This is a genomic window from Embleya sp. NPDC020630 (genome assembly GCF_044334985.1).
In the GTDB taxonomy this organism is placed as follows: Bacteria; Actinomycetota; Actinomycetes; order Streptomycetales; family Streptomycetaceae; genus Embleya.
Map to the genome: position 1 here is coordinate 114,102 of NZ_JBIRUB010000016.1, position 22,533 is coordinate 136,634.

27 protein-coding genes and 1 pseudogene are annotated in these 22,533 nt (G+C 72.2%); 20 read left to right on the forward strand and 8 right to left on the reverse strand.

Annotated elements, in window-relative coordinates; translation table 11 throughout:
- Nucleotides 1-19 precede the first annotated feature (19 nt).
- Nucleotides 20-697 (reverse strand): annotated as a pseudogene (locus ACH4XV_RS36830) (winged helix-turn-helix domain-containing protein); the annotation flags it as partial.
- A 256-nt stretch (nt 698-953) separates the two neighbouring features.
- Between ACH4XV_RS36830 and ACH4XV_RS36835 the strand changes: the two are divergent.
- The 9 genes from ACH4XV_RS36835 to ACH4XV_RS36875 all read left to right on the forward strand — a co-directional run bounded on the left by ACH4XV_RS36835 (nt 954) and on the right by ACH4XV_RS36875 (nt 7,589).
- Nucleotides 954-1,736 (forward strand): alpha/beta hydrolase, encoded by a 783-nt coding sequence (locus ACH4XV_RS36835; protein WP_395797070.1) that lies wholly within the window; start codon nt 954-956, stop codon nt 1,734-1,736.
- A 186-nt stretch (nt 1,737-1,922) separates the two neighbouring features.
- On the forward strand, nt 1,923-2,183 hold the full coding sequence (locus ACH4XV_RS36840; protein WP_078975997.1) for a MoaD/ThiS family protein: 261 nt from the start codon (nt 1,923-1,925) through the stop codon (nt 2,181-2,183).
- Nucleotides 2,180-3,745 carry a hypothetical protein gene (locus ACH4XV_RS36845; protein WP_395796960.1) on the forward strand — a complete coding sequence of 522 codons (1,566 nt, stop codon included), beginning with the start codon at nt 2,180-2,182 and terminating at the stop codon, nt 3,743-3,745. Before ACH4XV_RS36840 ends, ACH4XV_RS36845 begins: the two co-directional genes overlap by 4 nt.
- A 116-nt stretch (nt 3,746-3,861) precedes the next feature.
- Entirely contained in the window at nt 3,862-4,584 is a 723-nt protein-coding gene (locus tag ACH4XV_RS36850; protein WP_395796962.1) for a sigma-70 family RNA polymerase sigma factor, read from the forward strand.
- Nucleotides 4,581-5,432, forward strand: coding sequence for an anti-sigma factor family protein (locus tag ACH4XV_RS36855; protein WP_395796964.1), 852 nt, complete (start codon nt 4,581-4,583; stop codon nt 5,430-5,432). Before ACH4XV_RS36850 ends, ACH4XV_RS36855 begins: the two co-directional genes overlap by 4 nt.
- Before the next feature lie 67 nt (nt 5,433-5,499).
- Complete coding sequence (locus ACH4XV_RS36860) at nt 5,500-5,619, forward strand: putative leader peptide (RefSeq protein ID WP_395796966.1); 120 nt, start codon at nt 5,500-5,502, stop codon at nt 5,617-5,619.
- Between the two features lie 246 nt (nt 5,620-5,865).
- A complete protein-coding gene (locus ACH4XV_RS36865; protein WP_395796968.1) occupies nt 5,866-6,705 on the forward strand; it encodes a sulfurtransferase in 840 nt (279 codons plus the stop codon).
- A 39-nt stretch (nt 6,706-6,744) separates the two neighbouring features.
- Nucleotides 6,745-7,038 (forward strand): DUF1416 domain-containing protein, encoded by a 294-nt coding sequence (locus ACH4XV_RS36870; protein WP_020552259.1) that lies wholly within the window; start codon nt 6,745-6,747, stop codon nt 7,036-7,038.
- Nucleotides 7,039-7,265: 227 nt separating this feature from the next.
- Nucleotides 7,266-7,589, forward strand: coding sequence for a DMT family transporter (locus ACH4XV_RS36875; RefSeq protein ID WP_380008830.1), 324 nt, complete (start codon nt 7,266-7,268; stop codon nt 7,587-7,589).
- Nucleotides 7,590-7,614: 25 nt separating this feature from the next.
- Here the strand turns inward: ACH4XV_RS36875 and ACH4XV_RS36880 are convergent, their stop codons facing one another.
- Nucleotides 7,615-7,977 (reverse strand): DsrE family protein, encoded by a 363-nt coding sequence (locus ACH4XV_RS36880; protein ID WP_380030116.1) that lies wholly within the window; start codon nt 7,975-7,977, stop codon nt 7,615-7,617.
- Between the two features lie 243 nt (nt 7,978-8,220).
- On the opposite strand from ACH4XV_RS36880, the gene ACH4XV_RS36885 reads away from it, so the two are divergent.
- Genes ACH4XV_RS36885 through ACH4XV_RS36895 form a run of 3 tightly spaced genes read left to right on the forward strand, consistent with a single transcriptional unit; the run spans nt 8,221 to nt 10,190 of the window.
- Nucleotides 8,221-8,736 (forward strand): FABP family protein, encoded by a 516-nt coding sequence (locus tag ACH4XV_RS36885; protein WP_078975990.1) that lies wholly within the window; start codon nt 8,221-8,223, stop codon nt 8,734-8,736.
- A gap of 51 nt (nt 8,737-8,787) precedes the next feature.
- On the forward strand, nt 8,788-9,213 hold the full coding sequence (locus ACH4XV_RS36890) for a Fur family transcriptional regulator (RefSeq protein WP_078975989.1): 426 nt from the start codon (nt 8,788-8,790) through the stop codon (nt 9,211-9,213).
- Between the two features lie 32 nt (nt 9,214-9,245).
- Nucleotides 9,246-10,190 carry a YgfZ/GcvT domain-containing protein gene (locus ACH4XV_RS36895; protein WP_395796971.1) on the forward strand — a complete coding sequence of 315 codons (945 nt, stop codon included), beginning with the start codon at nt 9,246-9,248 and terminating at the stop codon, nt 10,188-10,190.
- A 21-nt stretch (nt 10,191-10,211) separates the two neighbouring features.
- Here ACH4XV_RS36895 and ACH4XV_RS36900 read toward each other — a convergent pair whose 3' ends face one another.
- Both ACH4XV_RS36900 and dtd read right to left on the reverse strand, forming a co-directional pair.
- Nucleotides 10,212-10,400, reverse strand: a complete 189-nt coding sequence (locus ACH4XV_RS36900; RefSeq protein WP_355533999.1) for a hypothetical protein — start codon at nt 10,398-10,400, stop codon at nt 10,212-10,214.
- Between the two features lie 133 nt (nt 10,401-10,533).
- Entirely contained in the window at nt 10,534-10,971 is a 438-nt protein-coding gene (gene dtd, locus ACH4XV_RS36905; protein WP_395796973.1) for a D-aminoacyl-tRNA deacylase, read from the reverse strand.
- An 82-nt stretch (nt 10,972-11,053) separates the two neighbouring features.
- Here dtd and ACH4XV_RS36910 point away from each other — a divergent pair, with 82 nt between their 5' ends.
- The 4 genes from ACH4XV_RS36910 (at nt 11,054) to ACH4XV_RS36925 (ending at nt 13,046) form a co-directional block, all read left to right on the forward strand.
- On the forward strand, nt 11,054-11,575 hold the full coding sequence (locus ACH4XV_RS36910; RefSeq protein ID WP_395796975.1) for an ABC transporter substrate-binding protein: 522 nt from the start codon (nt 11,054-11,056) through the stop codon (nt 11,573-11,575).
- Nucleotides 11,576-11,681: 106 nt separating this feature from the next.
- Nucleotides 11,682-12,128, forward strand: coding sequence for a helix-turn-helix domain-containing protein (locus ACH4XV_RS36915; protein ID WP_395796976.1), 447 nt, complete (start codon nt 11,682-11,684; stop codon nt 12,126-12,128).
- 8 nt (nt 12,129-12,136) lie between these two features.
- Nucleotides 12,137-12,574, forward strand: a complete 438-nt coding sequence (locus tag ACH4XV_RS36920) for a hypothetical protein (RefSeq protein ID WP_395796978.1) — start codon at nt 12,137-12,139, stop codon at nt 12,572-12,574.
- Between the two features lie 145 nt (nt 12,575-12,719).
- A complete protein-coding gene (locus ACH4XV_RS36925; RefSeq protein WP_395797072.1) occupies nt 12,720-13,046 on the forward strand; it encodes a DUF2516 family protein in 327 nt (108 codons plus the stop codon).
- On the opposite strand, the gene ACH4XV_RS36930 is transcribed toward ACH4XV_RS36925, so the two are convergent.
- Both ACH4XV_RS36930 and ACH4XV_RS36935 read right to left on the reverse strand, forming a co-directional pair.
- Nucleotides 13,031-14,548, reverse strand: a complete 1,518-nt coding sequence (locus tag ACH4XV_RS36930) for an ATP-binding protein (RefSeq protein WP_395796980.1) — start codon at nt 14,546-14,548, stop codon at nt 13,031-13,033. The genes ACH4XV_RS36925 and ACH4XV_RS36930 overlap by 16 nt on opposite strands.
- A 38-nt stretch (nt 14,549-14,586) precedes the next feature.
- Nucleotides 14,587-15,915, reverse strand: a complete 1,329-nt coding sequence (locus tag ACH4XV_RS36935) for a PP2C family protein-serine/threonine phosphatase (RefSeq protein ID WP_395796982.1) — start codon at nt 15,913-15,915, stop codon at nt 14,587-14,589.
- A 212-nt stretch (nt 15,916-16,127) separates the two neighbouring features.
- Here ACH4XV_RS36935 and ACH4XV_RS36940 point away from each other — a divergent pair, with 212 nt between their 5' ends.
- Complete coding sequence (locus tag ACH4XV_RS36940; protein ID WP_395796984.1) at nt 16,128-16,643, forward strand: O-acetyl-ADP-ribose deacetylase; 516 nt, start codon at nt 16,128-16,130, stop codon at nt 16,641-16,643.
- A 196-nt stretch (nt 16,644-16,839) separates the two neighbouring features.
- On the opposite strand, the gene ACH4XV_RS36945 is transcribed toward ACH4XV_RS36940, so the two are convergent.
- Nucleotides 16,840-18,219 carry an NlpC/P60 family protein gene (locus ACH4XV_RS36945; protein WP_395796986.1) on the reverse strand — a complete coding sequence of 460 codons (1,380 nt, stop codon included), beginning with the start codon at nt 18,217-18,219 and terminating at the stop codon, nt 16,840-16,842.
- A 337-nt stretch (nt 18,220-18,556) separates the two neighbouring features.
- Nucleotides 18,557-19,420, reverse strand: coding sequence for a class I SAM-dependent methyltransferase (locus tag ACH4XV_RS36950; protein ID WP_395796988.1), 864 nt, complete (start codon nt 19,418-19,420; stop codon nt 18,557-18,559).
- A gap of 207 nt (nt 19,421-19,627) precedes the next feature.
- Between ACH4XV_RS36950 and mshA the strand changes: the two genes are divergently transcribed.
- From mshA to ACH4XV_RS36965, 3 genes are all read left to right on the forward strand, one after another.
- On the forward strand, nt 19,628-20,947 hold the full coding sequence (mshA, locus tag ACH4XV_RS36955) for a D-inositol-3-phosphate glycosyltransferase (protein WP_395796990.1): 1,320 nt from the start codon (nt 19,628-19,630) through the stop codon (nt 20,945-20,947).
- 31 nt (nt 20,948-20,978) lie between these two features.
- Entirely contained in the window at nt 20,979-21,497 is a 519-nt protein-coding gene (locus ACH4XV_RS36960; protein ID WP_395796992.1) for a YbjN domain-containing protein, read from the forward strand.
- 175 nt (nt 21,498-21,672) lie between these two features.
- The gene (locus ACH4XV_RS36965) at nt 21,673-22,431 is read left to right on the forward strand and encodes a phosphoglyceromutase (RefSeq protein WP_395796994.1); all 759 of its coding nucleotides are present in this window, start codon (nt 21,673-21,675) and stop codon (nt 22,429-22,431) included.
- Nucleotides 22,432-22,533 lie beyond the last annotated feature (102 nt).

Genomic DNA, 22,533 nt, shown 5'->3' on the forward strand with positions numbered 1-22,533 from the left:
CCGCGACGTCCCCGACACCCCGGTCGGGTACCACGAACCGGTAGCCGACGTTGCGCACGGTGCCGATCAGCGACTCGTGCTCCGGCCCGAGTTTGGCCCGCAGCCGGCGCACGTGCACGTCCACCGTGCGGGTGCCGCCGAAGTAGTCGTATCCCCACACCTCCTGCAGCAGCTGGGCCCGGGTGAACACCCGGCCCGGGTGCTGCGCGAGGTACTTGATCAGCTCGAACTCCTTGAACGTCAGGTCGAGCACCCGCCCGCGCAGCTTCGCGCTGTAGGTGGCCTCGTCGATGCTCAGGTCGCCGTTGCGGATCTCGGTGGGCTCGTCCTCCGCGCCCTGGGCCGCCTGGAGTCGGCCGATCGCCAGCCGCAGGCGGGCCTCGACCTCCGCCGGCCCGGCGGTGTCCAGGAGCACGTCGTCGACGCCCCAGTCGGCGGTCAGCGCGGCCAGTCCGCCCTCGGTGGCCACCAGGACCAGGGGGGCGCCGACCCCGGTGGTTCGCAGGACCCGACACAGGCTGCGCACCTGGGGGAGGTCACGCCTGCCGTCGACCAGGATGACGTCGGCGGCGGGCGCGTCGACCAGGGCGGAGGCCTCGGCCGGGGCCACCCGTACCTGGTGCAGCAGCAGTCCGAGCGCGGGCAGCACCTCGGCAGACGGCTGGAGCGCGTTCGTGAGCAGCAGCAGGGCACTCAACGGGACACCTCCCAAAAACAGGCACAAAACACGAAAGGACCCGGGGCATCGTCGCCCGGATCCTTCATCGGTCGCCGACTCGTCCGATTCCGTAACCGTTGGGGAACCACTACCGGGGTCCTTGGGGCGTGCCCGTCATCGGAGGAGAGCCTGCGGGGCCAGGATAGCGAACATGTCTCGAGGAACCGACCCACCCGGGGATCTTCCCGCACTGCGGACACCCCACCCGACATTCGGCGACCCGCCGTTCACCGGAATGCCTGCACCCGAGCAGGCCGTGTTGTGCACCGACGACGACGTGCGGATCAGCGCGGTACACGGGCCGGCGGCCGATTCCGCGGCGGGTTCCGGGGTGGATTCCGGGGCACTCGATCGGGTCTTCGTGGTCGCCCACGGGTTCACCGGATCGTGGCGGCGACCGGCGGTTCGCACGGTGCTGCGCGGGTTGCGCCGGCACGGCGGGGTGATCGGGTTCGACTTTCGCGGACACGGCGCGTCCACCGGGCTGAGCACGGTCGGCGACCGCGAGGTGCGCGACCTGGAGGCGGCGATCGGCTGGGGTCGCCGGCTCGGCTACCGCCGCGTGGTCACCGTCGGCTTCTCGATGGGCGGCGGGGTCGTGCTGCGGCACGCGGCGCTGTACACCGGGCCCGCGGCGGTGGTCGCGGTCAGCGCGCCCGCCCGCTGGTACTACCGGGGGACCGCGCCGATGCGCCGGGTGCACTTCGCGATCGAGCGCCCGACCGGCCGGGTGCTCGCCCGGTTCGCGCTTCGCACCCGGATCTCCGCCGAGCCCTGGCACCCGGTCCCGCTCGCCCCGTTCGAGGCCGCCGCCGCGCTCGCGCCCACGCCGCTGCTCGTGGTGCACGGCGATCGCGACCCCTATTTCCCGCTCGACCACCCCCGGCAGATCCACGCCGCGGCCCGGCCGCCGAAGGAGTTGTGGATCGAACCCGGCCTCGGGCACGCCGAGAACGCGGTCGACGCCGAGCTGGTGGACCGGATCGGCCGGTGGGCCCGGGCGCACAGCGAAGGGTGATCCGCGCGCCGGGCGGACCGAAGGGCTCGTCCCGAGGCGTCATCATGGATGCTGCACGCCTCGGCGCCGGTAGGCACCGGGACGGCACACCGGGACACCGGGACACCGGGACACCGGGACACCGGGACACCGACACACCGGGACACCGGGACCCACACACGACGCAGACACACGGGAGGGCGCGCGATGGCGGTCGGCACCATGCGGTACTGGGCCGCGGCGAAGGAGGCCGCGGGCACGCCGGAGGAGCCGTACGACGCGGCCACCCTCGCCGAGGCGCTGCGCCGGGCCCGGGAGCTCCACGGCGGCTCGACCCGCTTCGAGGCGGTCGTCGCGAACTGCTCGTTCGTGGTGGACGGGGACCCGGTCGGCCGTCGCGACCACGCGGCGGTCGTCCTGACCGAGGGCGGCACCGTCGAGGTCCTGCCCCCCTTCGCCGGCGGATGAGCGGCCCCGACGGGCGCCCGACGGGCGACCGATACGACGAGCCGGGCGGCTACGACCCGGCCACCGGATACCCGGGGGAGCAGGTCGCCCACGGTTATCCGGGACACCCGGGCGATCCGGGGCAGCCGTACGGCGGGCAGCCCGTCGAGTCCTACGGCGCCGTTCCGGCGCAGGCGGGGCAGTACGGGCAGCCGCACCCGCAGCAGGCCGACCACGGGGCGTACGGCTATCAGGGGGAGCAGTATCCGCAGGGCTACCAGGACCCGATGGCGGGCCAGGCGGCCGGCGGCGGGTACGGCTACCCGGATCCGCAGGGTGTGCCGGCTCCGGGCGGCTACGGCTACGACGGCGCGACCGACGTACTGCCCGCGATCACCGAATCCGGATTCGGGGCCTACGGCGGCGACGGCTACGGCGGGGTGGCGCACCAGGGCGAGCCCCACCACGGCGAGCAGGGTCGGGGCGAGTACGCCGGCGCGACCGAGGTGATGCCGGCGATCGTGGACGACGCGGGTGGGCACGGCGGTGACCACGGGACCGGGTTCGAGCAGGAGTTCGAGCCGGGGGGCGACTACGCCGCCGAGTTCGGCGCGGGCACCGACTTCGCCGCCGGCACGGACTTCGCTGCCGACATCGACTTCGCTGCGGACATCGACTTCGATCCCGGCGCCGAGTTCGTTGCGGACGTCGACCACACGGCCGACCCCGACCACCGGGTCGGGACGGAGTCCGCCCCCGACCGGGCGTCGCTTCCGGTGCCCGCGCCCCGGCGCGGCGACTCGCCCACGCGCGCGTCGCGGTCGGCCAAGACGCTGATCTGGGATCCGCCCGGCCTGCTGCCGGGACTGTGCACGGTCGGGCTGGCCGGCGTGCTCGCGGTCACCGCGATCGCCGGGAAGCCCGCTCTCCTGCTGGGCGTCGTGTTCCTCCAGGTGCTCACCGCCGTCGGGTGGTTCCGGCTGAACGGCATGTGGCCGGCGCGCCAGGGCATCGCGCTGGTGGTGCTGGTCGCGTTGGGTACCGACGCGGCGGTCTACGCCAAGGGCGAGCAGGGGCTGGCGAGTGTGCCGGCGGTGCTCGCCGGCGCGTTGTTGGTGACGCTGGCCCTGCAGGCCCGGAGCGGGGCCCGGCCGGGGGAGTTGTTGCCGGCGCTGACGGTGACCACGTCCGCCGCGCTGATCACCGCCTTCGACGTGGCCTATCTGGTCGCGGGCGATCTGTCGGGCGGGCCGATCGACGCGGGCGCGGCGGTGGTGCCGGCGGTGCTGGCGGCGGGTGTCGCGACGCTGGTCCGGGCGGTTCCGCTGCCCCCGGCGATCGCGCCGATCCCGTCCTGGCTGCTCGGCTCCGCGGCGGGCGCCGCCGCGGCCGTCTCGCTCGGTGGCGAGGCGCCGTACGCCGCGCTGCTCGGGGCCGGCGCCGCGGCACTCGCGCTGCTCGGTCGGCGGGTGGCCGGCTACGACCATCCGTCACGGTTCGTGCACTTCACGGCCGGTGTGTCCCTGCCGCTCGCGCTCGCCGCGCCGGCCGCGTATCTGTTGGGCCGGGTCATGATCGGCTGATTAACCGTGCATCGGCGGCCTCGTCACGCAAGGATGCGGCCATGCCGTGGATACGCCGCCGGTCCCGTCCCGGGACGCGGGATGAACCGCCGGGCCCGCCCGCTCGTGAAGCGGGTGTGCTGCAACGTTCGGACGTGCTCGGCGCCGAGGCGCAGGCGGACCCGGCGGCCGCTCGCGCCTTCCTCGCGCGCACCGCCCCCGAGGACGATCGGCCCGCCACCGACCCGCCACCCGTCGGCGCCGCGCTGCACGTCGGCGACCCGCTCCAGGCCGCCGACCCGCTGCACACTGCCGATCCGCTGCACTCGGCGTCCCGAATATCCACCGCCGACGAGGCGGTCATCCGCACCCTTTACCTCGAACACGGCGGCCCGCTCCTGGGGTTCGCGCTGCGGCTGACCGGCGGCGACCGGGCCTGGGCAGAGGACGTGGTGCAGGAGACCCTGCTGCGGGCCTGGCGCCACCCCGAGGCCCTCGACCCCGGCCGGGGCTCGGTCCGCGGCTGGTTGTGCACCGTGGCCCGCAATGTGGTGATCGACGTCGGCCGCGCCCGCCGCGCCCGGCCGCCCGAGACCGGCGACGCGGTGCTCGCGACGGTGCCCGACGAGGGCGCGGAGGCGGAGTTCGACCGGGCCGTGCTCGCCTGGGACGTCGCCGACGCGATGGCCGCGCTGAGCCCCGAGCACCGCGCGGTGTTGCTGGAGACCTACTACCGGGGCAGTTCGGTGGCCGACGCGGCCAAGACCCTCGGCGTGCCGGAGGGCACGGTCAAATCACGGACGTACTACGCGCTGCGAGCGCTGCGCGTGGCCTTGGAGGAAAGGGGGTTGGTCCCGTGACGGACATCGGCGACGAGGGCACGACGACGAACGGCACCACTCCCGGCACGAACCCCCCGCCGCCCGCCCGGCCGCCGGGATCGCCCGCCCCGCTGAGCTGTGCGGTCGCGCGCCTGGACCTCGGGGCGTTCGTGGTCGGCGCGCTGGACGAGGACGAGGCCGCCCGGGTGCGCACCCACGTGGCCGGCTGCCCGCGCTGCCGGGCCGAGTACGAGGAACTGGCCGGCCTGCCCCGGATGCTCGCCCGGCTCAGCGAGCCGGAGGCGCGGGCCAGCGGCGCGGCGGCGCAGGGGGCGGCCCCCGCGCGGTTGTTGTCCGCCGCCGCCGAGCGGGCCGACCGGGGTCGGCGGCTGCGCTCGCTGGCCGCCGCGGCCGCGGCGGTGCTGGTGCTGCTTGCGGGCCTCACCGGCTGGGCGCTCGGCGACACCGGCCGCGACGGGGACACCGCGGCGGCGCCGACCGGCGCGGTCCCGGGCACGCCGACCGCGCCGGCCACCGCGCCCGGCACCGCGACGCCGCCCGCGCAATCGGGCGGCCGTACCGTGCGCGCGGGCGATCCACGCTCCGGCGCGGGCGCCGAACTGCGCTACGCGGCGACCGCGTGGGGCAGCAGCGTGGACCTGTCGCTGTCCGGGATCCGCCCCGGCACCCGCTGCCGGTTGGACGTCTACGGCACCAAGGGCCGGGTGGAGACCGCGTCCTCGTGGGTGGTGCCCGACGGCGAGTACCCCGCGGCCGATCCGATCCGGGGCGCGACCAGCATCCCCGTCGGCGAGATCGTCCGCTTCAGCGTCAGGACCGTCGGCGGCGGCGAACAACTCTTGGAGATTCCACCCGCACAACCCTGACAAATAAGGACTAATCCCACAGGAATCTCAAGGTGCGGACAGATTTGTCTCGCATGGTGGGACATGCATGACAGTGGCGGTCATCCGTCCCTACGATCGTGATGTGAAGCGACAGGCGGATGACCTCACCAAGCGGCGCGCAGTGGACCTGTGCCGCACGCAGACCTGCCTGTGTTGCGCTGACTGACTTGTCGACAGTCGTCGTTCGGCGATCCACCCGCGGTGGATCGCGACCGGCCGTCGGCCCCGGGCCCCGGGCCGTGTGACGACACGGCGGAACGGGCACCCGGCTCCCGCGTGAAACACCCCTGACACACGCACATCCCCGCATGCGGCGGCGCCGCGGCATGCCCGGGTGTATCGCGAACGTGTGTCGCGAACGTGCACCCCGACATCCGCGAGATCCCGCGCATTTCTGCACCGGAGGTATCCCATGAGCCGCTCCGACGTTCTGGTAGACGCCGACTGGGTCCAGGCCCACCTGGACGACCCGAAGGTCGTCCTCGTCGAGGTCGACGAGGACACCAGCGCCTACGTCAAGAACCACATCCGCGGTGCGGTGCGCATCGACTGGCGCGACGACCTGCAGGACCCGGTCAAGCGCGACTTCGTCGACGAGGCCGGCTTCTCGGCGCTGCTGTCCGCCAAGGGCATCGCCAACGACGACACCGTCGTGCTCTACGGCGGCAACAACAACTGGTTCGCGTCCTACGCCTACTGGTACTTCAAGCTCTACGGCCACAGCGACGTCAAGCTGCTCGACGGCGGTCGCAAGAAGTGGGAGCTCGACTCCCGCGAGCTGGTCGTCGAGGTGCCCGAGCGCGCCGCGACCACCTACACGGCCAAGCCGCAGGACACCTCGATCCGCGCCTGGCGCGACGACGTGCTCGCCGCCATCGGTTCGCTGAACCTGGTCGACGTGCGCTCGCCCGACGAGTTCTCCGGCAAGCTGCTCGCCCCGGCGCACCTGCCGCAGGAGCAGTCGCAGAAGGCCGGCCACGTGCCGACCGCGAAGAACATCCCGTGGTCGAAGGCCGCCAACGACGACGGCACCTTCAAGACCAACGAGGAGCTCACCGCGCTGTACGAGGGCGAGGGTGTGGACCTGGCGAAGGACACCATCGCCTACTGCCGGATCGGCGAGCGCTCCGCGCACACGTGGTTCGTCCTGCACGAGCTGCTGGAGCAGGGCAACGTGCGCAACTACGACGGCTCGTGGACCGAGTACGGCGCGCTGGTCGGCGTGCCGATCGAGCTCGGCGACGGCAAGTGACCGACGGCTACACCCACCCGAACGCAGGGAGCAGGAACGATGTGCGGTGCGAAGGCCGGCGGCCCGGATCTGGCAGGAGTTGACGTGGCGAAGGAAACCATCATCCAGGGGGCGGTGACCAAGGGCGGGCAGCCGATCAACGGTTACGTCCGCCTGCTCGACGCGGGTGGCGACTTCACCGCCGAGGTGCCCACGTCCGCGACCGGCCAGTTCCGGTTCTTCGCGGCACCCGGCAACTGGACCGTCCGGGCGCTCGTGCCCGGCGCGACCGTGGACCGCAGCGTGGTGGTGTCCGAGAAGGGCACCGTCGCCGAGGTCGAGATCGCGGTCTGACACGCCGACGGGGCGGATCTCCTTCGGACGTACACCCACGGAATCCGCCACCGCTCGGTGCGATACGGCCGCGCCCCTCCCCACGTGCTCGGGGGAGGGGCGCGGTCGTTCGGTCGTGCACCCGGTGTGTCCCGCCCGTCGGCGGGGCAGAAAGGTTTCCGTATCGTCGGAGGAACCGCCCGGCGCATCGGGGCACCGGAGCAAGGCGCGACGCCGGGAGGCAACACGTGGCATGGGCGATTGTGATCATCGCGGGGATTCTGGAGACCGGTTTCGCCATCATGCTCAAGCAGAGTCACGGGTTCACCCGGCTGTGGCCCACGATCGGCTTCGCCGCCTGCGCGCTGGGCAGCTTCGGGCTGCTCACCTACGCGCTCAAGTCCCTGGAGGTCGGCCCCGCCTACGCGGTGTGGACCGGGATCGGCGCGGCGGGCACCGCGCTCGTGGGCATCTGGCTGCTGAACGAGGACTCGTCCCCGCTCAAGCTGATCTCGATCGGTTTGGTCCTGCTCGGCGTGATCGGCCTGAACATCTCCGGAATCAGCCACTGACACCGGCGCGTCGGGGCCCGGCCGGTCAGTACACCAACGCCTGGGCCCCGTCGGCGAGCGCCTCCTGTACGAACACCTGGGCGCCCGCGATCCGCACCCCCGGCAGCACGTCGTCCCCGGTGATCTCGCGTCGCGCCGCACACTGCGTGCACAACGTCACCCGTCCGCCCGCGAGCAGCGCGTCGAGCAGATCCGGCAGCGGCGCGGCGTGCGGGAGTTCGAACTCCGCGGCCCGCCCGGGCAGCGCGAACCAGGACGACTCGCCGGTGAGCCACAGCGACACGTCGACCCCCGACGCGAGCGCCACCGACGCCACGGTGAACGCCTGGGAGCAGCGCTCCGGCGCGTCCTGACCTGCGGTGACCTTGACCACGAGAGATCGCTTCACGGCTCGCAGCCTATACACTGAGGCCGTTTGGCACCCGGCCGGGGCGATCCGGCCGCCCCGTACGAAGCACGAGGAGCACCCGGGCGATGCACATCTTCTTCATTGCGCTGCTGGCCGTGGTCGGCGTCCTCGTCGCGTGGTTCGCCGCGCTGACCGTGTCCAAGCTGTACAAGGGCCAGAACTGAGCCGACGCCCGGTAGGCTGACCGGCCGTACCCGACCCTCGGAAGCGGCTCTCCCCACCATGATCGAAATCCCGGACGACCTGCACTTCGACGCCGTCCCCCTCGCGTTCCTGCTCGGCACCTGGGAAGGCGCCGGTGTCGGCGACTACCCGACGATCGAGGCGTTCCGCTTCGGCCAGCAGGTCACCTTCGGCTATATCGCGAACAAGCCGTTCCTGACCTACACGTCGCGGACCTGGCTGCTCGACGACGCCGGGGAGCGGGTGCGCCCGCTGGCCACCGAGACCGGCTTCTGGCGCTCCAAGCTGGACGGTTCGGTCGACGTCACGCTTGCCCACCCGACCGGCATCGTGGAGATCTGGCTCGGCAAGGTGGAGGGCCCGCGCCTGGAGATGCGCACCGACGTGGTCGCGCGCACCGAGGACGCCAAGGAGTACACCGCCGGACACCGGCTCTACGGCCTGGTCAAGGGCGAGCTGATGTACGCCTACGACATGGCCGCCATGGGACACCCGCTCCAGGCACATGTCTCCGCGCAGCTCAAGCGGGTCGACGCGGAACTCGCGGCCGAGTAGTCGCCCGCTCGGCCCGCCCGGCGGGCGCCGCGCACTCGTAAACTTCCCTGCGTGAGCACTGACTGGAAGCACGAGCTTCGCGAGAAGGGCTACCGGCTCACGCCGCAGCGCCAACTCGTCCTCGAAGCGGTGAACGCGCTGGGCCACGCGACACCGGACGAGATCCTGGTGGAGGTGCACAAGACCGCCGGCGGGATCAACATCTCGACCGTCTACCGCACCCTCGAACTGCTCGAACAGCTCGACCTGGTCACCCACACCCACCTCGGGCACGGTGCGCCGACCTATCACCCGGCGGACGCCGGCGGCCATCTGCACCTGGTCTGCCGGGACTGCCGCCGGGTGATCGAGGTGGGTACGGAGGTCGCCGCCGGGATGGGCGAGCGGCTGCGCGTCGAGCACGGGTTCGACATCGACCTCGCGCACTTCGCGATCTTCGGCCGCTGCGCGGAGTGCACGGCGGCCCGGGCGAACTGAGGTTCCTTCGACGGGTCTCGTACTGTGGGGACATGCCCACGAGTCCTTTGTTGACCCTGCCCGGCGCGGTCGCCGCGGAAGCCCCCGACGCCGGCGTCGCCGCGCACTACGGCGACCCCCTGCGCGAACAACGTCGGCTGGAGGCGGGCGAGGGCTTCGTCGACCTGTCGCACCGCGACGTGATCCGGGTCATTGGCCCGGACCGGCTGAGCTGGCTGCACTCGCTGACCACGCAGCACCTGACCGAGCTGAAGCCGCACGAGGCCACGCTGACGCTGGTGCTGAGCCCGCACGGGCACATCGAGCACGCGCTGTACGGGGTGGACGACGGCGAGGCCTTCTGGGCTCACGTCGAGCCCGGCGAGGCGCCGGCCCTGGTCGAGTTCCTGGACCGGATGCGCTTCATGCTGCGGGTCGAGGTCGCCGACGTGTCCGCCGACTTCGCCGTCGTGCACGAGGCTGGCGGGGACGCTCCCGAGGGTGTGCTGGTCCGGGCGACCGAGTACGGCCGCGAGGTGTTCCTGCCCCGCGAGCGGCTGGCGGCGTATGGACAAGAGCACGCGCATCCGGCGGGCATGTGGGCGTACGAGGCGTTGCGGATCGCGGCGCACCGGCCCCGACGCGGCCTGGAGACCGACCACCGCACGATCGTGCACGAGCTGGGCCTGATTGACACCGCCGTGCACCTGGACAAGGGCTGCTACCGGGGACAGGAGACGGTCGCGCGCGTGCACAACCTGGGCCGCCCGCCGCGGCGCCTGGTCTTCCTGCACCTGGACGGCACCCAGGAGACGCTGCCGGCGCACGGCGCGCCGGTGGAACTCGCGGGCCGCCAGGTCGGGTTCGTCACCAGCGCGGCGCGCCACCACGAACTCGGCCCGATCGCGCTCGCGCTGATCAAGCGCAACACCGCCGTGGACGCCGAACTCCTGGCCGGCGGGGTGCCGGCGACGCAGGAGATCGTGGTCCCCGCATAGCGCGCCGCCCGGGTCGGGTTGCTAGCGGATCTCGCGGCGGCGGATGCGGTGCAGGCGCCGCCGCTGCGAGCGGTCCAGGGCGAAGTAGGCGACGACGGGCAGGCCGATCGCGACCGCCACGATGGTCCAGGCGATCCAGGACGGCAGCACGATCAGCGCGATGATGGCGACGACGATCCCGGCCGCGATGTACGGCCCGCGATGCGACATGGTCAACCCCCTTCGGTCGGTGAACCTGTCGCCATTCTCCTTCCCCGCGAAGCCCGGGAACATGGGGAGAACCCCCGGGAAGCGGGGTTCGCGACCCTGGGATTTCTCGGGGTCGTCGTGGTCGCGACCGGGCTCACATGTCGACGACGAGGGTCATCGGGCCGTCGTTGACCAGCGCGACGCGCATGTCGGCGCCGAAGACGCCGGTGGCCACCTCGGCGCCCAGCGCCCGCAGCGCCGCGACCACCTCGGCCACCAGTGGTTCGGCGACCGGTCCCGGCGCGGCCTCGTTCCAGGTGGGCCGACGACCCTTGCGGGCATCGCCGTAGAGCGTGAATTGCGAGATCACCAGCAACGGTGCGGCCAGATCGGAGCAGGACTTCTCGCCGTCGAGCACGCGCAGGCACCACAACTTCGCGGCCAGTCGGCGGGCGATCTCGGGGGTGTCGGTGTGCGTGACGCCGACCAGGACGCACAGTCCGGGGCCCACGATCGAGCCGACTGTCACCTCCCCGTCGTCCCCATCGACAGTCACGGAAGCCTCGGTCACCACTTGCAGGACGGCACGCATGGGCCCATTCTGCACACCCGTCCGGATCGATTCCGCGCCATGTGGCACGCGACGGTCTGCCCGACATGACACGATGCGTCTCATGGTGGATCTTCCCGACGGAGTGGCCCCGGAGGCCATCCGTGCCCTCACGTTGAGTCGGGTTCGCGAACTCATGCGTGACGCCCAGCGCGAGGAGAACGATCTGTCTTATCTGCGGAGGTTGCTCCAGGGGCGGATCGACATCCTGCGCGCCGAACTGGCCCGGCGGTCCGGCGGGGACGGCGCCGAACCGAAATCGCCGGTGGTGGGCCGGCTGCCCGAGATCCTGTCCGAATCCAGACCGCCCACCCGGGGCGCCCGGCACGTCAACGTGCAGCCGCCGCGCACCGATCGTTACCGGAGTTGGATCGAGCGACTGCTCGCCGACGTGGGCCTGTCCGACCTCGCCGCGCACACCGACGCGGAACTGGGCGAGGCGCTGGACAAGCTCGCCGGCCACGAGCAGGAGGTCTCCTCCCGCCGGCATCGCCTCCAGCGCACGGCCGACGACTGCGCCGCCGAGATCACCCGGCGCTACCGCGAGGGCGAGGCCAAGGTGGAGGACCTGCTGTCCGGGCGCTGACCCGCCCCGGGGCCGGCGAAGCCGGTCGGCTCCCGGCCCGCCGGCGCGCTCGCGGTTGTTAGCGGGGTGCTTGCAAGAGCAAGCGCGATGTGTGCATGCTGGGGGCATGGCAGGTCTGAACGTCGGCTCGCTGGGTGAATACATCCGGGAGCAACGCCGCAACGCGCAATACTCGCTTCGGCAACTCGCCGAGGTGGCCGGGGTGTCCAACCCCTACCTCAGCCAGATCGAGCGCGGTCTGCGGCGGCCGAGTGCGGAGATCCTCCAGCAGATCGCCAAGGCGCTGCGCATCTCCGCCGAAACGCTCTACGTGCAGGCGGGCATCCTCGACGAACGCGAGGACGGCGACCGCGAGGTGCGCACCGCGATCATGGCGGATCCGGCGATCAACGACCGTCAGAAGCGGGTGCTCGTGGAGATCTACGAGGCATTCCGCAAGGAGAACGCACAGGACGGCGCCGTGCGGGACGTACCGGGCGCCGCCGACGGAACCGAGAACGGCAAGCCCGGCCGGGCCACGACCGATCCCTCGATCCACACGCACAAGGAGTGAGGAACACCATGGCGATCGCCACGGAACTGAGGAAGACCCTGACCGAGACCACCCCGTTCTACGCCGTCGCCGGCGCGGGCGACCTGGTGGTGGAGAAGCTGCGCGAGCTGCCGGAGCGGTTCCGGACCGAGGCCGTCACCGACCCGAAGGTGATCCGCGAGCGCATCCAGACGCTCCCCGACCGCACCCAGACCTTCGCCAGGTCGCAGGTGGACCGGGCCCGGGGGATCTACGACGACCTCGCCGCCCGCGGCGAGAAGCTGGTCAAGCGCGGCGACCGGCACGACGACACCACGCCCGTCGCCGAACCCCCGGCCGCGCCGGCCGCGAGCCGGGCGAAGACCGCCGCGACCGGTGTGACCGCGACCAAGCGGGCCAACGCCAAGCCGCGGACCAAGCCCGCCGCCGAGACCGGCACCGAGCCGGCCGGCGGTTCCGGCGCCTGATCCGTCCGCGTCACCATCGTCGGGGCGCGGCCCGGGGAACACCCGAGGTCGCGCCCGGCGTGCCAGACTGGAATCCCCCGCACGACGTGGCGGCACCCGGCGGCCGCGCAGAGGAGGATCGATGGGCATGGACATGGCCGATGGTCTGCTGACGGCCAAGTTCGACCAGGTGCTGACCTGGCTTTTCCTCGGCATTCTCCTGCTCAAGGTCTTCTGCCTGTTCGACGCGGCGTTTCGGCGCGAGGACGCGTACCGCGCCGCCGACAAGAAGAAGAAGTCCTTCTGGCTGATCCTGCTCGGCATCGCGGTCGTGGTCGACGTGCTGCCGACCGGCGGCCTGGGCCTGATGTTCACCCTCGCGGGCCTGGTCGCGGCGATCGTCTACATGGTCGACGTGCGCCCCGCGCTCAAGGAGGTCGGCGGCCGGCGCGGCGGCGGCCGCAACAACATGGGGCCCTACGGCCCCTGGTGAGCCGCCTCGTCCGAGGCGGGCGGCGGGCCGGGCAGGGTCCAGCGGATCGTGGTGCCGGCGGTGACCTCGGTGTCCAGCCAGATCCGACCGCCGTGATACTCGACGATCTTCTTGCACATGGCCAGTCCGATGCCGGTGCCGCCGTAGGCGTCCTTCGGGTGCAGGCGCTGGAAGATCACGAAGATCCGGTCGGCGTACTGCGGTTCGATCCCGATGCCGTTGTCGACACAGGCGAACTCCCACTGCTCGCCGTCCCAGCGGGCGCCCACGTGCACCCTCGGAGTCTCCCCGGTGCGGAACTTGATCGCGTTGCCGACCACGTTCTGCACGAGTTGCCCGAGCAGCACCGCGTCGCCCGGCACGGTGGGCAGCGGATCGGCGGTGATCTTCGCGCCGCTCTCCTCACGGGCCGCGGCCAGCGCGTGCAGCGCGCGCTCCAGGCTCTCCCGCAGGTCGACGTCGCCCAGCTCGCTGTCCAGCCGGCCCACCCGGGAGAACGCGAGCAGGTCGTTGATCAGCGTCTGCATCCGCTTGGCGCCGTCCACGGCGAAGGCGATGTACTGGTCGGCCCGTTCGTCCAGTTGGCCCTGGTACCGCTTCTCCAACAGCTGACAGAAGCTGGCCACCTTGCGAAGCGGCTCCTGCAGGTCGTGCGAGGCCACGTAGGCGAACTGCTCCAACTCGGCGTTGGACCTGCGCAGGTCCTCGGCCTGTTCGTCGATCAGCGCGCGGGCCGCCTCGGTGCTGTGCAACTCCTCCAGGATGCGGTCGCGCATCGAGTTCACGTCCTGCGCGAGCGCGGCGATCTCGGCCGGGCCGTGTCCGGTCAGCGCGTGGTCGTACTCGCCCTCGGTGACCCGCCGGACCTGCTCGCCCAGATGCTCCAGGGGGCTGGTGACCGTCCGGCGGAAGAACACCGCGATGGCGATCAGCAGCCCGGCGAACAACACCGCCACCACGATCAGCGTCGCGGTCAGCATGGTGGCGTCGCGCGACAGTTCGTGCCGCGCCGCGGCCCGCTCGTCGCCCAGATCGGCCTGCTGGACCGAGGTCCTCGCGCGCACCGCGTCGAACAGCCCCCGGCCTTGGTCGGGCACCGCGGCGATGCCCGGCCGATCGGCGAAGGCCGGCTCCGCGTACCCCATTCGCCAGGCCCGGGCCCGGGCGCCCACCTCGACCAGGTCGGCGCGCAGCCGGTCACCGTCGGCCGAGTTCGGCAGCAGCCGCTCCAGTGCCGCGTAGGCCCGGTCCTCCTCGGACCGCGCCTGCGTGTACGACTCGTGGAAGCTCGGGTCGCCGCTGAGGATCCAGCCGCGCACCCCGGTCTCCTGGTCGACCAGCGCGTTCTCCAGGCGCAGCGCGGCGTTGGCGGCCGGTTCGAGCCGCTCCAGGACGGTGCGGCGGGAGTCGTTCAGCCGGGATATGGCCAGTGCGCCGATCACCGCGGAGATCACGATGACCAGCGCGAGCAGGCCAAGGCCCAGGCCGACGACCTGGCGCATGCGGGGGCCGCCGGGCCGCTTTCGTGGCTCGCGTCGACTCATACCGTCCGGCCCTCACCGGTCGCCGGGCCGGGCAGCACCGGGTGTTCGCCCGGGGCGCCGTGCGGCGGATGGTTCGGATCGTGCCGGAGCAGCAACACCGCGACGTCGTCGTTGAGGCTGTCCCCGTGCAGTTCCTCCACCGCGGCGACGGCGGAGTCGATCAGGTCGTAGCCGGTGCTTCCGGCCGCGAGCAGGCGGTTGATCAGCGGCAACAGGCCTTCGGTGCCCAGGCGTTCCGGGCCCCGGCCGATCCGGCCCTCGATCAGCCCGTCGGTGTAGAGCAGGAGCGACCAGTCCGGGCCGAGGTCGATCGGCTCGTATCCCCACCGGCCGTCGGAGAACAACCCGAGTGCCGGTCCGGTGGCGCCCTCGGACAGCGGCGCCACGCCCTCGGGGGTGATCAGCAGCGGCGCCGGGTGGCCCGCGAGGTAGACCCGGCCCCGGCGGCGGTCGGGCTCGATGATGGTCATGCACAGCGTGGCGAACATCTCGTCCGAGCGCCGCTCGTGTTCGAAGATTCGTTCCAGCGTGGTGAGCAGGTCACCGCCGGTGAGTCCGGCGAAGATCAGCGAGCGCCAGGCGATCCGCAGGTTGACCCCGAGCGCGGCCTCGTCCGGGCCGTGGCCGCAGACGTCGCCGATCATCACGTGCACCCGCCCGTCGGCGGTCTGCACCGCGTCGTACAGGTCGCCGCCGAGCAGCGCACGCTGTCGACCGGGGCGGTAGCGGGCGAGGAAGTCGAGGGAGGGGTCGCGCAGGATCGGGGCGGGCAGCAGTCCGCGTTCGAGCCGGGCGTTCTCCTGCGCGCGCAACTCCGACTCGACCAGCCGGCGCTGCGAGTCGTCGGCCCGCTTGCGCTCCAGGGCGTAGCGGATCGCCCGGGAGAGCAGCGAGCCGTCGATCTCCTGCTTGACCAGGTAGTCCTGGGCGCCGGCGGCCACCGCGGCCGACCCGCGATGCGCGTCGGCCAACCCGGTCAGCACGATCACCGCGGTGCGCGGCGCGAACGCCAACAGCCGGTGCAGCCCGTTGAGCCCCTCGGCGTCGGGCAGCCCGAGGTCGAGCAGTACACACCCGACGTCCTCGCCGAGTCCGACCATCGCCTCGGCCATCGAGCGCGCCCAGACGATCTCCATCGGATCCGGCGAGTCGGCCAGCAGCTCCTCGACCAGGAAGGCGTCCCCGGCGTCGTCCTCGATCAGCAGGACGCGCAGCGGACGCGCCACGTGGGCGACCGGACCCGATGCCGAGGGGACGGACACCGGTCCCGCGCGGTAGCCGGCCCGTTCGACCGCTCCGCCGTCGCCGCCGTACGCGGGGCGCACGCCACCACCTCCGGAATGATGCTGCCGCTCGGACGCGGCGTCGTTCGGCAATCGAAGTTCGGCAATCGAAAAGGGACGATAGCGCGGGCCGGCCCGAGCCGATAACCGTACGGTCCCCCGGCCCGGACCCCGGACCGGCGCCGTTTCGCGGCGTCACCCCTGTGGGGAAATGCGCCGGCGGTGCCGAGGCCCCGGCCGGCAGGCTCGTCGGCATGACACGGATCACGTTGGTTCGCGGCGACATCACCGAGCAACACGCGGACGCGATCGTGAACGCGGCGAACTCCTCCCTGATGGGCGGCGGCGGCGTCGACGGAGCGATCCACCGCCGGGGCGGCCCGGAGATCCTGGCCGAGTGCCGGGCGTTGCGCGCGGCCGAGCTGGGTCGCGGCCTGGCCACCGGTGCTGCGGTGGCCACCACCGCGGGCCGCCTCCCGGCCCGCTGGGTCATCCACACGGTGGGCCCGGTGTACAGCCGCACCGAGGACCGCTCCGCCCTGCTCGCCTCGTGCTATCGCGAGTGCCTGCGCGTGGCCGACGACCTCGGCGCATCGACCGTGGCGTTCCCGGCGGTCTCGGCCGGCATCTACGGCTGGCCCATGGACGACGCGGCGCGCATCGCCGTGGAGACGGTCCACGGCACACCGTCCGCCGTGACGGAGGCCCGCTTCGTGCTGTTCGAGGCCAGGGCGTACATCGCCTTCGAGGCGGCGGTGGCCGCGCTGTAGGCCCACGGCGAGCCGGTCGGGTCGCCGAGGGCGCGCACGGCGCGACCCCGGGTTCGGCTCGCCTCGGGACCGCGCCGCCGCGTCCCGCGCCCGACCGCCTACGCGAAGGGGCCGAACCCGCAGGCCCGGCCCCTTCGATGCGTGCACGGGATCGCGCTCACGAGGCTCGTTCACCAACCTCGTTCGCAACCCGCGATCACCCGCCCGAAGGTGTCCCCGACCCACGCGCCGGCGTTCCCGACTTCGATCCGCTCGGCGTTCCCGTCCCCGTCGCGGGTGGCGTCGACGGCGGGGGCGTGCTCGCCGGAGGCGTCGTCACGGGCGGAGTGGTCACCGGAGGCGTCGTTACCGGAGGTGTGGTCACGGGCGGAGTGGTCACCGGCGGCGTCGTCACCGGAGGAGTCACGGGCGGCGTGACCGGCGGCGTCGTCGGCGGCGTGGTGGGCGGCGGGCCCGGGACGTTCGGGATCGCCGGGGCGTTCACCGTCCCCGCGCCCGCGTCGGGTCGTACCACGCCCAGGATCGGCATCGAACCGGCGTTGGCGATGGTGATCGTGCGGCCCGGACGGGGCGCGTGCACGATCTTGCCGTTGCCCAGGTACATGCCGATGTGGCTCGCGTCGGAGTAGTACACGATCAGGTCGCCGGGGCGCATGTCGGCCAGCGGTACGCGCGGCAGCGACGCCCACTGCTCCTGCGAGGTGCGGCGGATCGGCACGCCCGCGAACGCCCACGCCTTCGAGGTCAGGCCGGAGCAGTCGTAGCCCTCGGGGCCGACGCCGCCCCAGATGTACGGCTTGCCGATCTTGTCGATCGCGAACGCGATGGCCAACGCCGCCTTGGGCGTGGTCTGCTGGTCGGGCTTGCCGATCAGCGTGTTCAGCTGGGCCTGACCGGCCTCCGCGGACAGCGCCTCCATCCGGGCGAGTTCGGCCAGCTGCTCGGGGGTGAGGCCGGCCAGTATCTTCTCGGCCTCGGTGATCCGGGACTGGATGTCGGTCCGGGTCGCGGCGGCTTCCTGCTCCAGCCGACGGCTCTCGGCGAGCTGGGCGTCCGCGCTCTTCTGCATTGCGGTGAGCTGGAGTTCGGCCTGCTTGGCGCGCGCGATGGTGTCCAGCTGCGACTGCGAGACCCGCTCGTACGTGGGCGCGTCGCGCAGGAACTGCGCGGGATCCGCGGACAACATCAGGGTCAGCAGCGGGTCCATGCCCCGCGTCGTGTACTGGAGTCGGGCCAGTCGGCCCAGATCCTCCTTGGCCTTCTCGACGTTTTGCCGGGCCCACACCACGCCCGCGTTCACGTCGTTGGCCTTGATCTGGGTACGACCCAACTGCTCGGTGGTGGCGTTGAATCGCTCGGTGGCCTGCTCGGCCTGGCGGTACAACTCCTGCACCCGGGCCTGGGCGGCCAGCAGGTCCTGGACCGAGGTGATCGCGGTGTTGGCGGGCGGCGGCACCGGCGGCGCGTCGGGAGCCGCCCACGCGTTGCCGCCGAACAGGACCGCGCACAACAGTGCCGCTCCGCAGCTGGTCACGGCCCGGGTTCGCAGACCGATCCGGCCCCCGAGTTTCACCATGCTTTCGCCCTTTCGGAAAACGGCTTGTCCTGAGACGCTGCGGACGATTTCATGCGGCGACGCCGACCGGAACCCGCGCTTTCGGGACGGCAGTTCCCGGGGACCGGTTCAGCGTCGGATCCTTGCATGTTCCGGCTGCGATCGGCAGGGGACTATTCGAGATCGTCCGGATATCGGAACGGGCGTATCAGTCCATTCCCGGACGACACGCCGAGCTGTTCCACGTCCGGATCAACGCGGTGTGTTCAAGATTTCATGTGCCGTTTCGGATCGGACACGAGTCACCAGAATGTATCAATACAGTCGGTCGGGTACGGCCGACACCCGCCGACACGCCCTAGGACTCGCGGGCACGCCCGAGGGGCGCCACCGCCGACCACGCGACGGTCACCTCGCCCTGCCGCCGGCGTGCCGGGCCGTCGCATACCGGCCAGTCCCGGGCCAGCGTCGCGGTCGCCGCGAGCCAGCGCTGCCGGGCGCCGAACGCGGCCAGCGGCGCGTGCAGGTCCCAGGCCCGGTCGAACGCGGTCAGGAACGCGTGGACCGGCTCGCCCGGCACATTGCGGTGGATCAACGCCTTCGGCAACCGCTCGGCCAACTCCGACGGCCGCCCCAGACCCGCCAACCGGGCGGCGAAGGTGACCGTGCGCGGCCGGGCGTCCGACCCGATGCCCAGCCACACCGCACGTCGACCCAACTCGTCGCACGTGCCCTCGACCAGCACCCCGTCCGGCGCGAGGCGGGCGCACATCCGCGCCCAGGCCGCCGGCACCGCGTCCTCGTCGTACTGCCGCAACACGTTGAACGCCCGGATCGCGGTCGCCGAGCGGCCGGCCGGCAGCGGCACCTCGAAGCCGCCCCGGGCGAAGGTCAGCCCGTTCCCGGCGTACGGCAACGCCGCGGCCACCCGCTCCGGGTCGATCTCGAAGCCGACCACCGCGACATCGGCCCGCACCGTGCGCAGTCGGCGCGCCAACTCGACCGTGGTCACCGGTGACGCCCCATAGCCGACGTCGACCACCAACGGATCGGCCGCGGCCCGCAGCAGCCGCCCGTGTACCCCGGTCAGCCACCGATCGACCCGGCGCAGCCGGTTCGCGTTGGTGGTACCCCGGGTGATCACCCCGGCCGGCCGCGACCGGGACCCCGCTCCCGTCCCCGCTTCCGGGGCGCCGATGCCCGGTTTGCCGCGCGTGCCCATGCTCGCAGGGTAGGCGAACACCTCCGTACGCCCCCGCCGGGGCGTGGATCACACCCCGCCCGGGAATCCCGCCCGACCACGATGGGTTGGGACTTGAGTTGGGCCGCGACGGCGGGCCGGGCGGAACTCGTCCGCGACGGCTCGGTACAACTGGTAGTTCCGCACAACAGAACGACAGGGCACGGGGCCGGCCAGGGAGGTCAACGAGTGAGCCACCACGTCCAGCGCGCGATCACATGGGGAGCGCGCCGGGGGGCACCTCGTCGAATCGCGACACTCAGCGTTCACACCTCCCCGCTGCACCAACCCGGCACCGGCGACGCCGGGGGGATGAACGTCTACATCGTCGAGCTGAGCAAGCGGCTGGCCGCGCTCGGCATCGAGGTGGAGATATTCACCCGAGCCACCGGCAGCGACCTGCCGCCGGTCGTCGAGATGGCCCCGGGCGTCCTGGTGCGGCACGTCACCGCCGGGCCCTACGAGGGGTTGTCCAAGGAGGACCTGCCCGCCCAGCTGTGCGCCTTCACCTCCGGCGTGCTGCGCACCGAGGCGATGCGCGACCCCGGACACTACGACCTGGTGCACTCGCACTACTGGCTCTCCGGCCAGGTGGGCTGGCTCGCCAAGGAACGCTGGGGCGTGCCGCTGGTGCACACGATGCACACGATGGCCAAGGTCAAGAACGCCTCACTCGCGGGCGGCGACGCCCCCGAGCCCCGGGCCCGGGTGATCGGCGAGTCCCAGGTGGTCGAGGCGGCCGATCGGCTGGTCGCCAACACCGTCGAGGAGGCCGACCAGCTCATCGACCTCTACGCCGCGGAGCCCGATCAGGTCGCGGTGGTCAACCCCGGGGTGGACCTGGAGACGTTCTGCCCCGGCGACATGGCCGCCGCGCGTCGCCGCCTCGACGTGCCCGAGGACGCCACGGTGATCCTGTTCGCCGGGCGGATCCAGCCGCTCAAGGCCCCCGATGTGCTGCTGTACGCGATCGCCCATCTGCTCCAGGCCGACCCCGCGCTGCGCGACTCGCTGGTGGTCGCGGTGGTCGGCGGCCCCAGCGGAAACGGCATGGCCGCGCCCGAGCACCTGCACAAGCTGGCCGCGACGCTGGGCATCCACGACGTGGTCCGCTTCCAGCGCCCGGTGCGCCAGGACGTGCTGGCCGACTGGTACCGCGCGGCCACCGTCGCGGTGGTGCCCTCCTACAACGAGTCCTTCGGCCTGGTCGCCATCGAGGCCCAGGCGTGCGGGACGCCCGTGGTCGCGGCGGCGGTCGGCGGACTGCCCACCGCCGTGCGCGACGGCGTCTCCGGCACCCTGGTCCGGGGCCACAACCCGGTCGACTACGGCCTGGCCCTGCGCGACCTGATCCGCGCCCCCCGGCTGCGCGAGGACTACGCCGAGGGCGCGGTGCGGCACGCGGCCTCCTTCGGCTGGGCGGCGGCGGCGGCCTCGATGGCCGAGGTGTACGCCGACACACTGGCCCGCAGCACCGCCCCGCGTGGGTGGGTCGTGGGCGGGCAGTAGCGTCGGGGTACCGGGGTGAGAGGGGCGACGAATGGGGCAGGCCGTGGAAGCCGAACGAGAGCGAGCAGCGGCCACCGTGCGCGCGGCCCTGGACGACGCCGGCGTCGAGTGGGAGCAGTCCGCGCCGCACACGTTCGTCGCGGTGCTGCCGGGCACGCGCAAGCTGAAGACGGCGCTCGCCCTCACGGTGGGCGCGCACAGCCTGACCATGAGCGCGTTCGTGATCCGGCACGCGGACGAGAACCACGCCGCCTTCTACCGCTGGCTGCTGGAGCGCAACGTGCGGATGTACGGGGTGGCCTTCGCCGTCGACAAACTCGGCGACGTGTACCTGAACGGCCGGCTCCCGCTGGCCGCGGTGAGCCCCGAGGAGATCGACCGGATCCTGGGCGTGGTGCTCCAGACCGCCGACGACAGCTTCAACACCCTCCTGGAGATCGGCTTCGCCACCTCGATCCGCCGGGAATGGGACTGGCGCGTCGAACGCGGCGAATCCCTGCGCAACCTGGAGGCCTTCGCCCGCTTCGCGGCCCCGGAGAACCGCGAATAGCGGATCGCTGGACGGCGGTATGGGACGACGGCTTCGATGAGGCCACCCATGTCCCCGTGGGCACGGGGATGGTCCACTGTTCACCGGTCGGGTCGAGTGGACGTGACGTCGGCCCCGCGTTCGCGGGGAAAAGGCCGTGCCCGGGCGCTGTACCGCCTCGATTAGGCTCCTGGGCATGGCTGACGCTCTCTACAAACTGATCCTTCTGCGGCACGGCGAAAGCAAGTGGAACGAAGCCGGACTCTTCACCGGCTGGGTCGACGTCGACCTGACCGAAAAGGGGGAGAAGGAGGCCGCGCGCGGCGGGCAGCTGCTGCTCGACGCGGGGGTGCTGCCCGACGTCCTGCACACCTCGCTCCAGCGCCGCGCGATCCGCACCGCCCAGCTCGCGCTGGACGTGGCCGACCTGAACTGGCTGCCCGTGCGGCGCTCCTGGCGGCTCAACGAGCGGCACTACGGCGCGCTCCAGGGCAAGGACAAGAAGCAGACCCTGGAGGAGTTCGGCGAGGAGCAGTTCATGCTCTGGCGCCGCTCCTACGACACCCCGCCGCCGCCGCTGGCCGACGACGACGAATACTCGCAGTTCGCCGACCCGCGCTACGCGTCGTTGCCGGTGGAGATCCGCCCGCGCACCGAGTGCCTCAAGGACGTCGTGGAGCGCATGCTCCCCTACTGGTACGACGCGATCGTGCCGGACCTGCTCGGCGGAGACACGGTCCTGGTGGCCGCGCACGGCAACTCGCTGCGCGCGCTGGTCAAGCACCTGGACGGCGTCTCGGACGCGGACATCGCCGGCCTGAACATCCCCACCGGCATCCCGCTGCTGTACGAACTGGACGCGGATCTGCGCCCCGTCACCCCCGGTGGCCGCTACCTCGACCCCGAGGCCGCCGCGGCCGCGATCGAAGCGGTCAAGAACCAGGGGCGGAAGTAATCACGAACTTCGGGTGAAGGCCCGATCGGCTCCGCGCGGAGCGCCCGCCTGTCACGGAAGGGGCCGGGCGCTCCGCACGGGCCGGGCTCATCGGCCCGAACG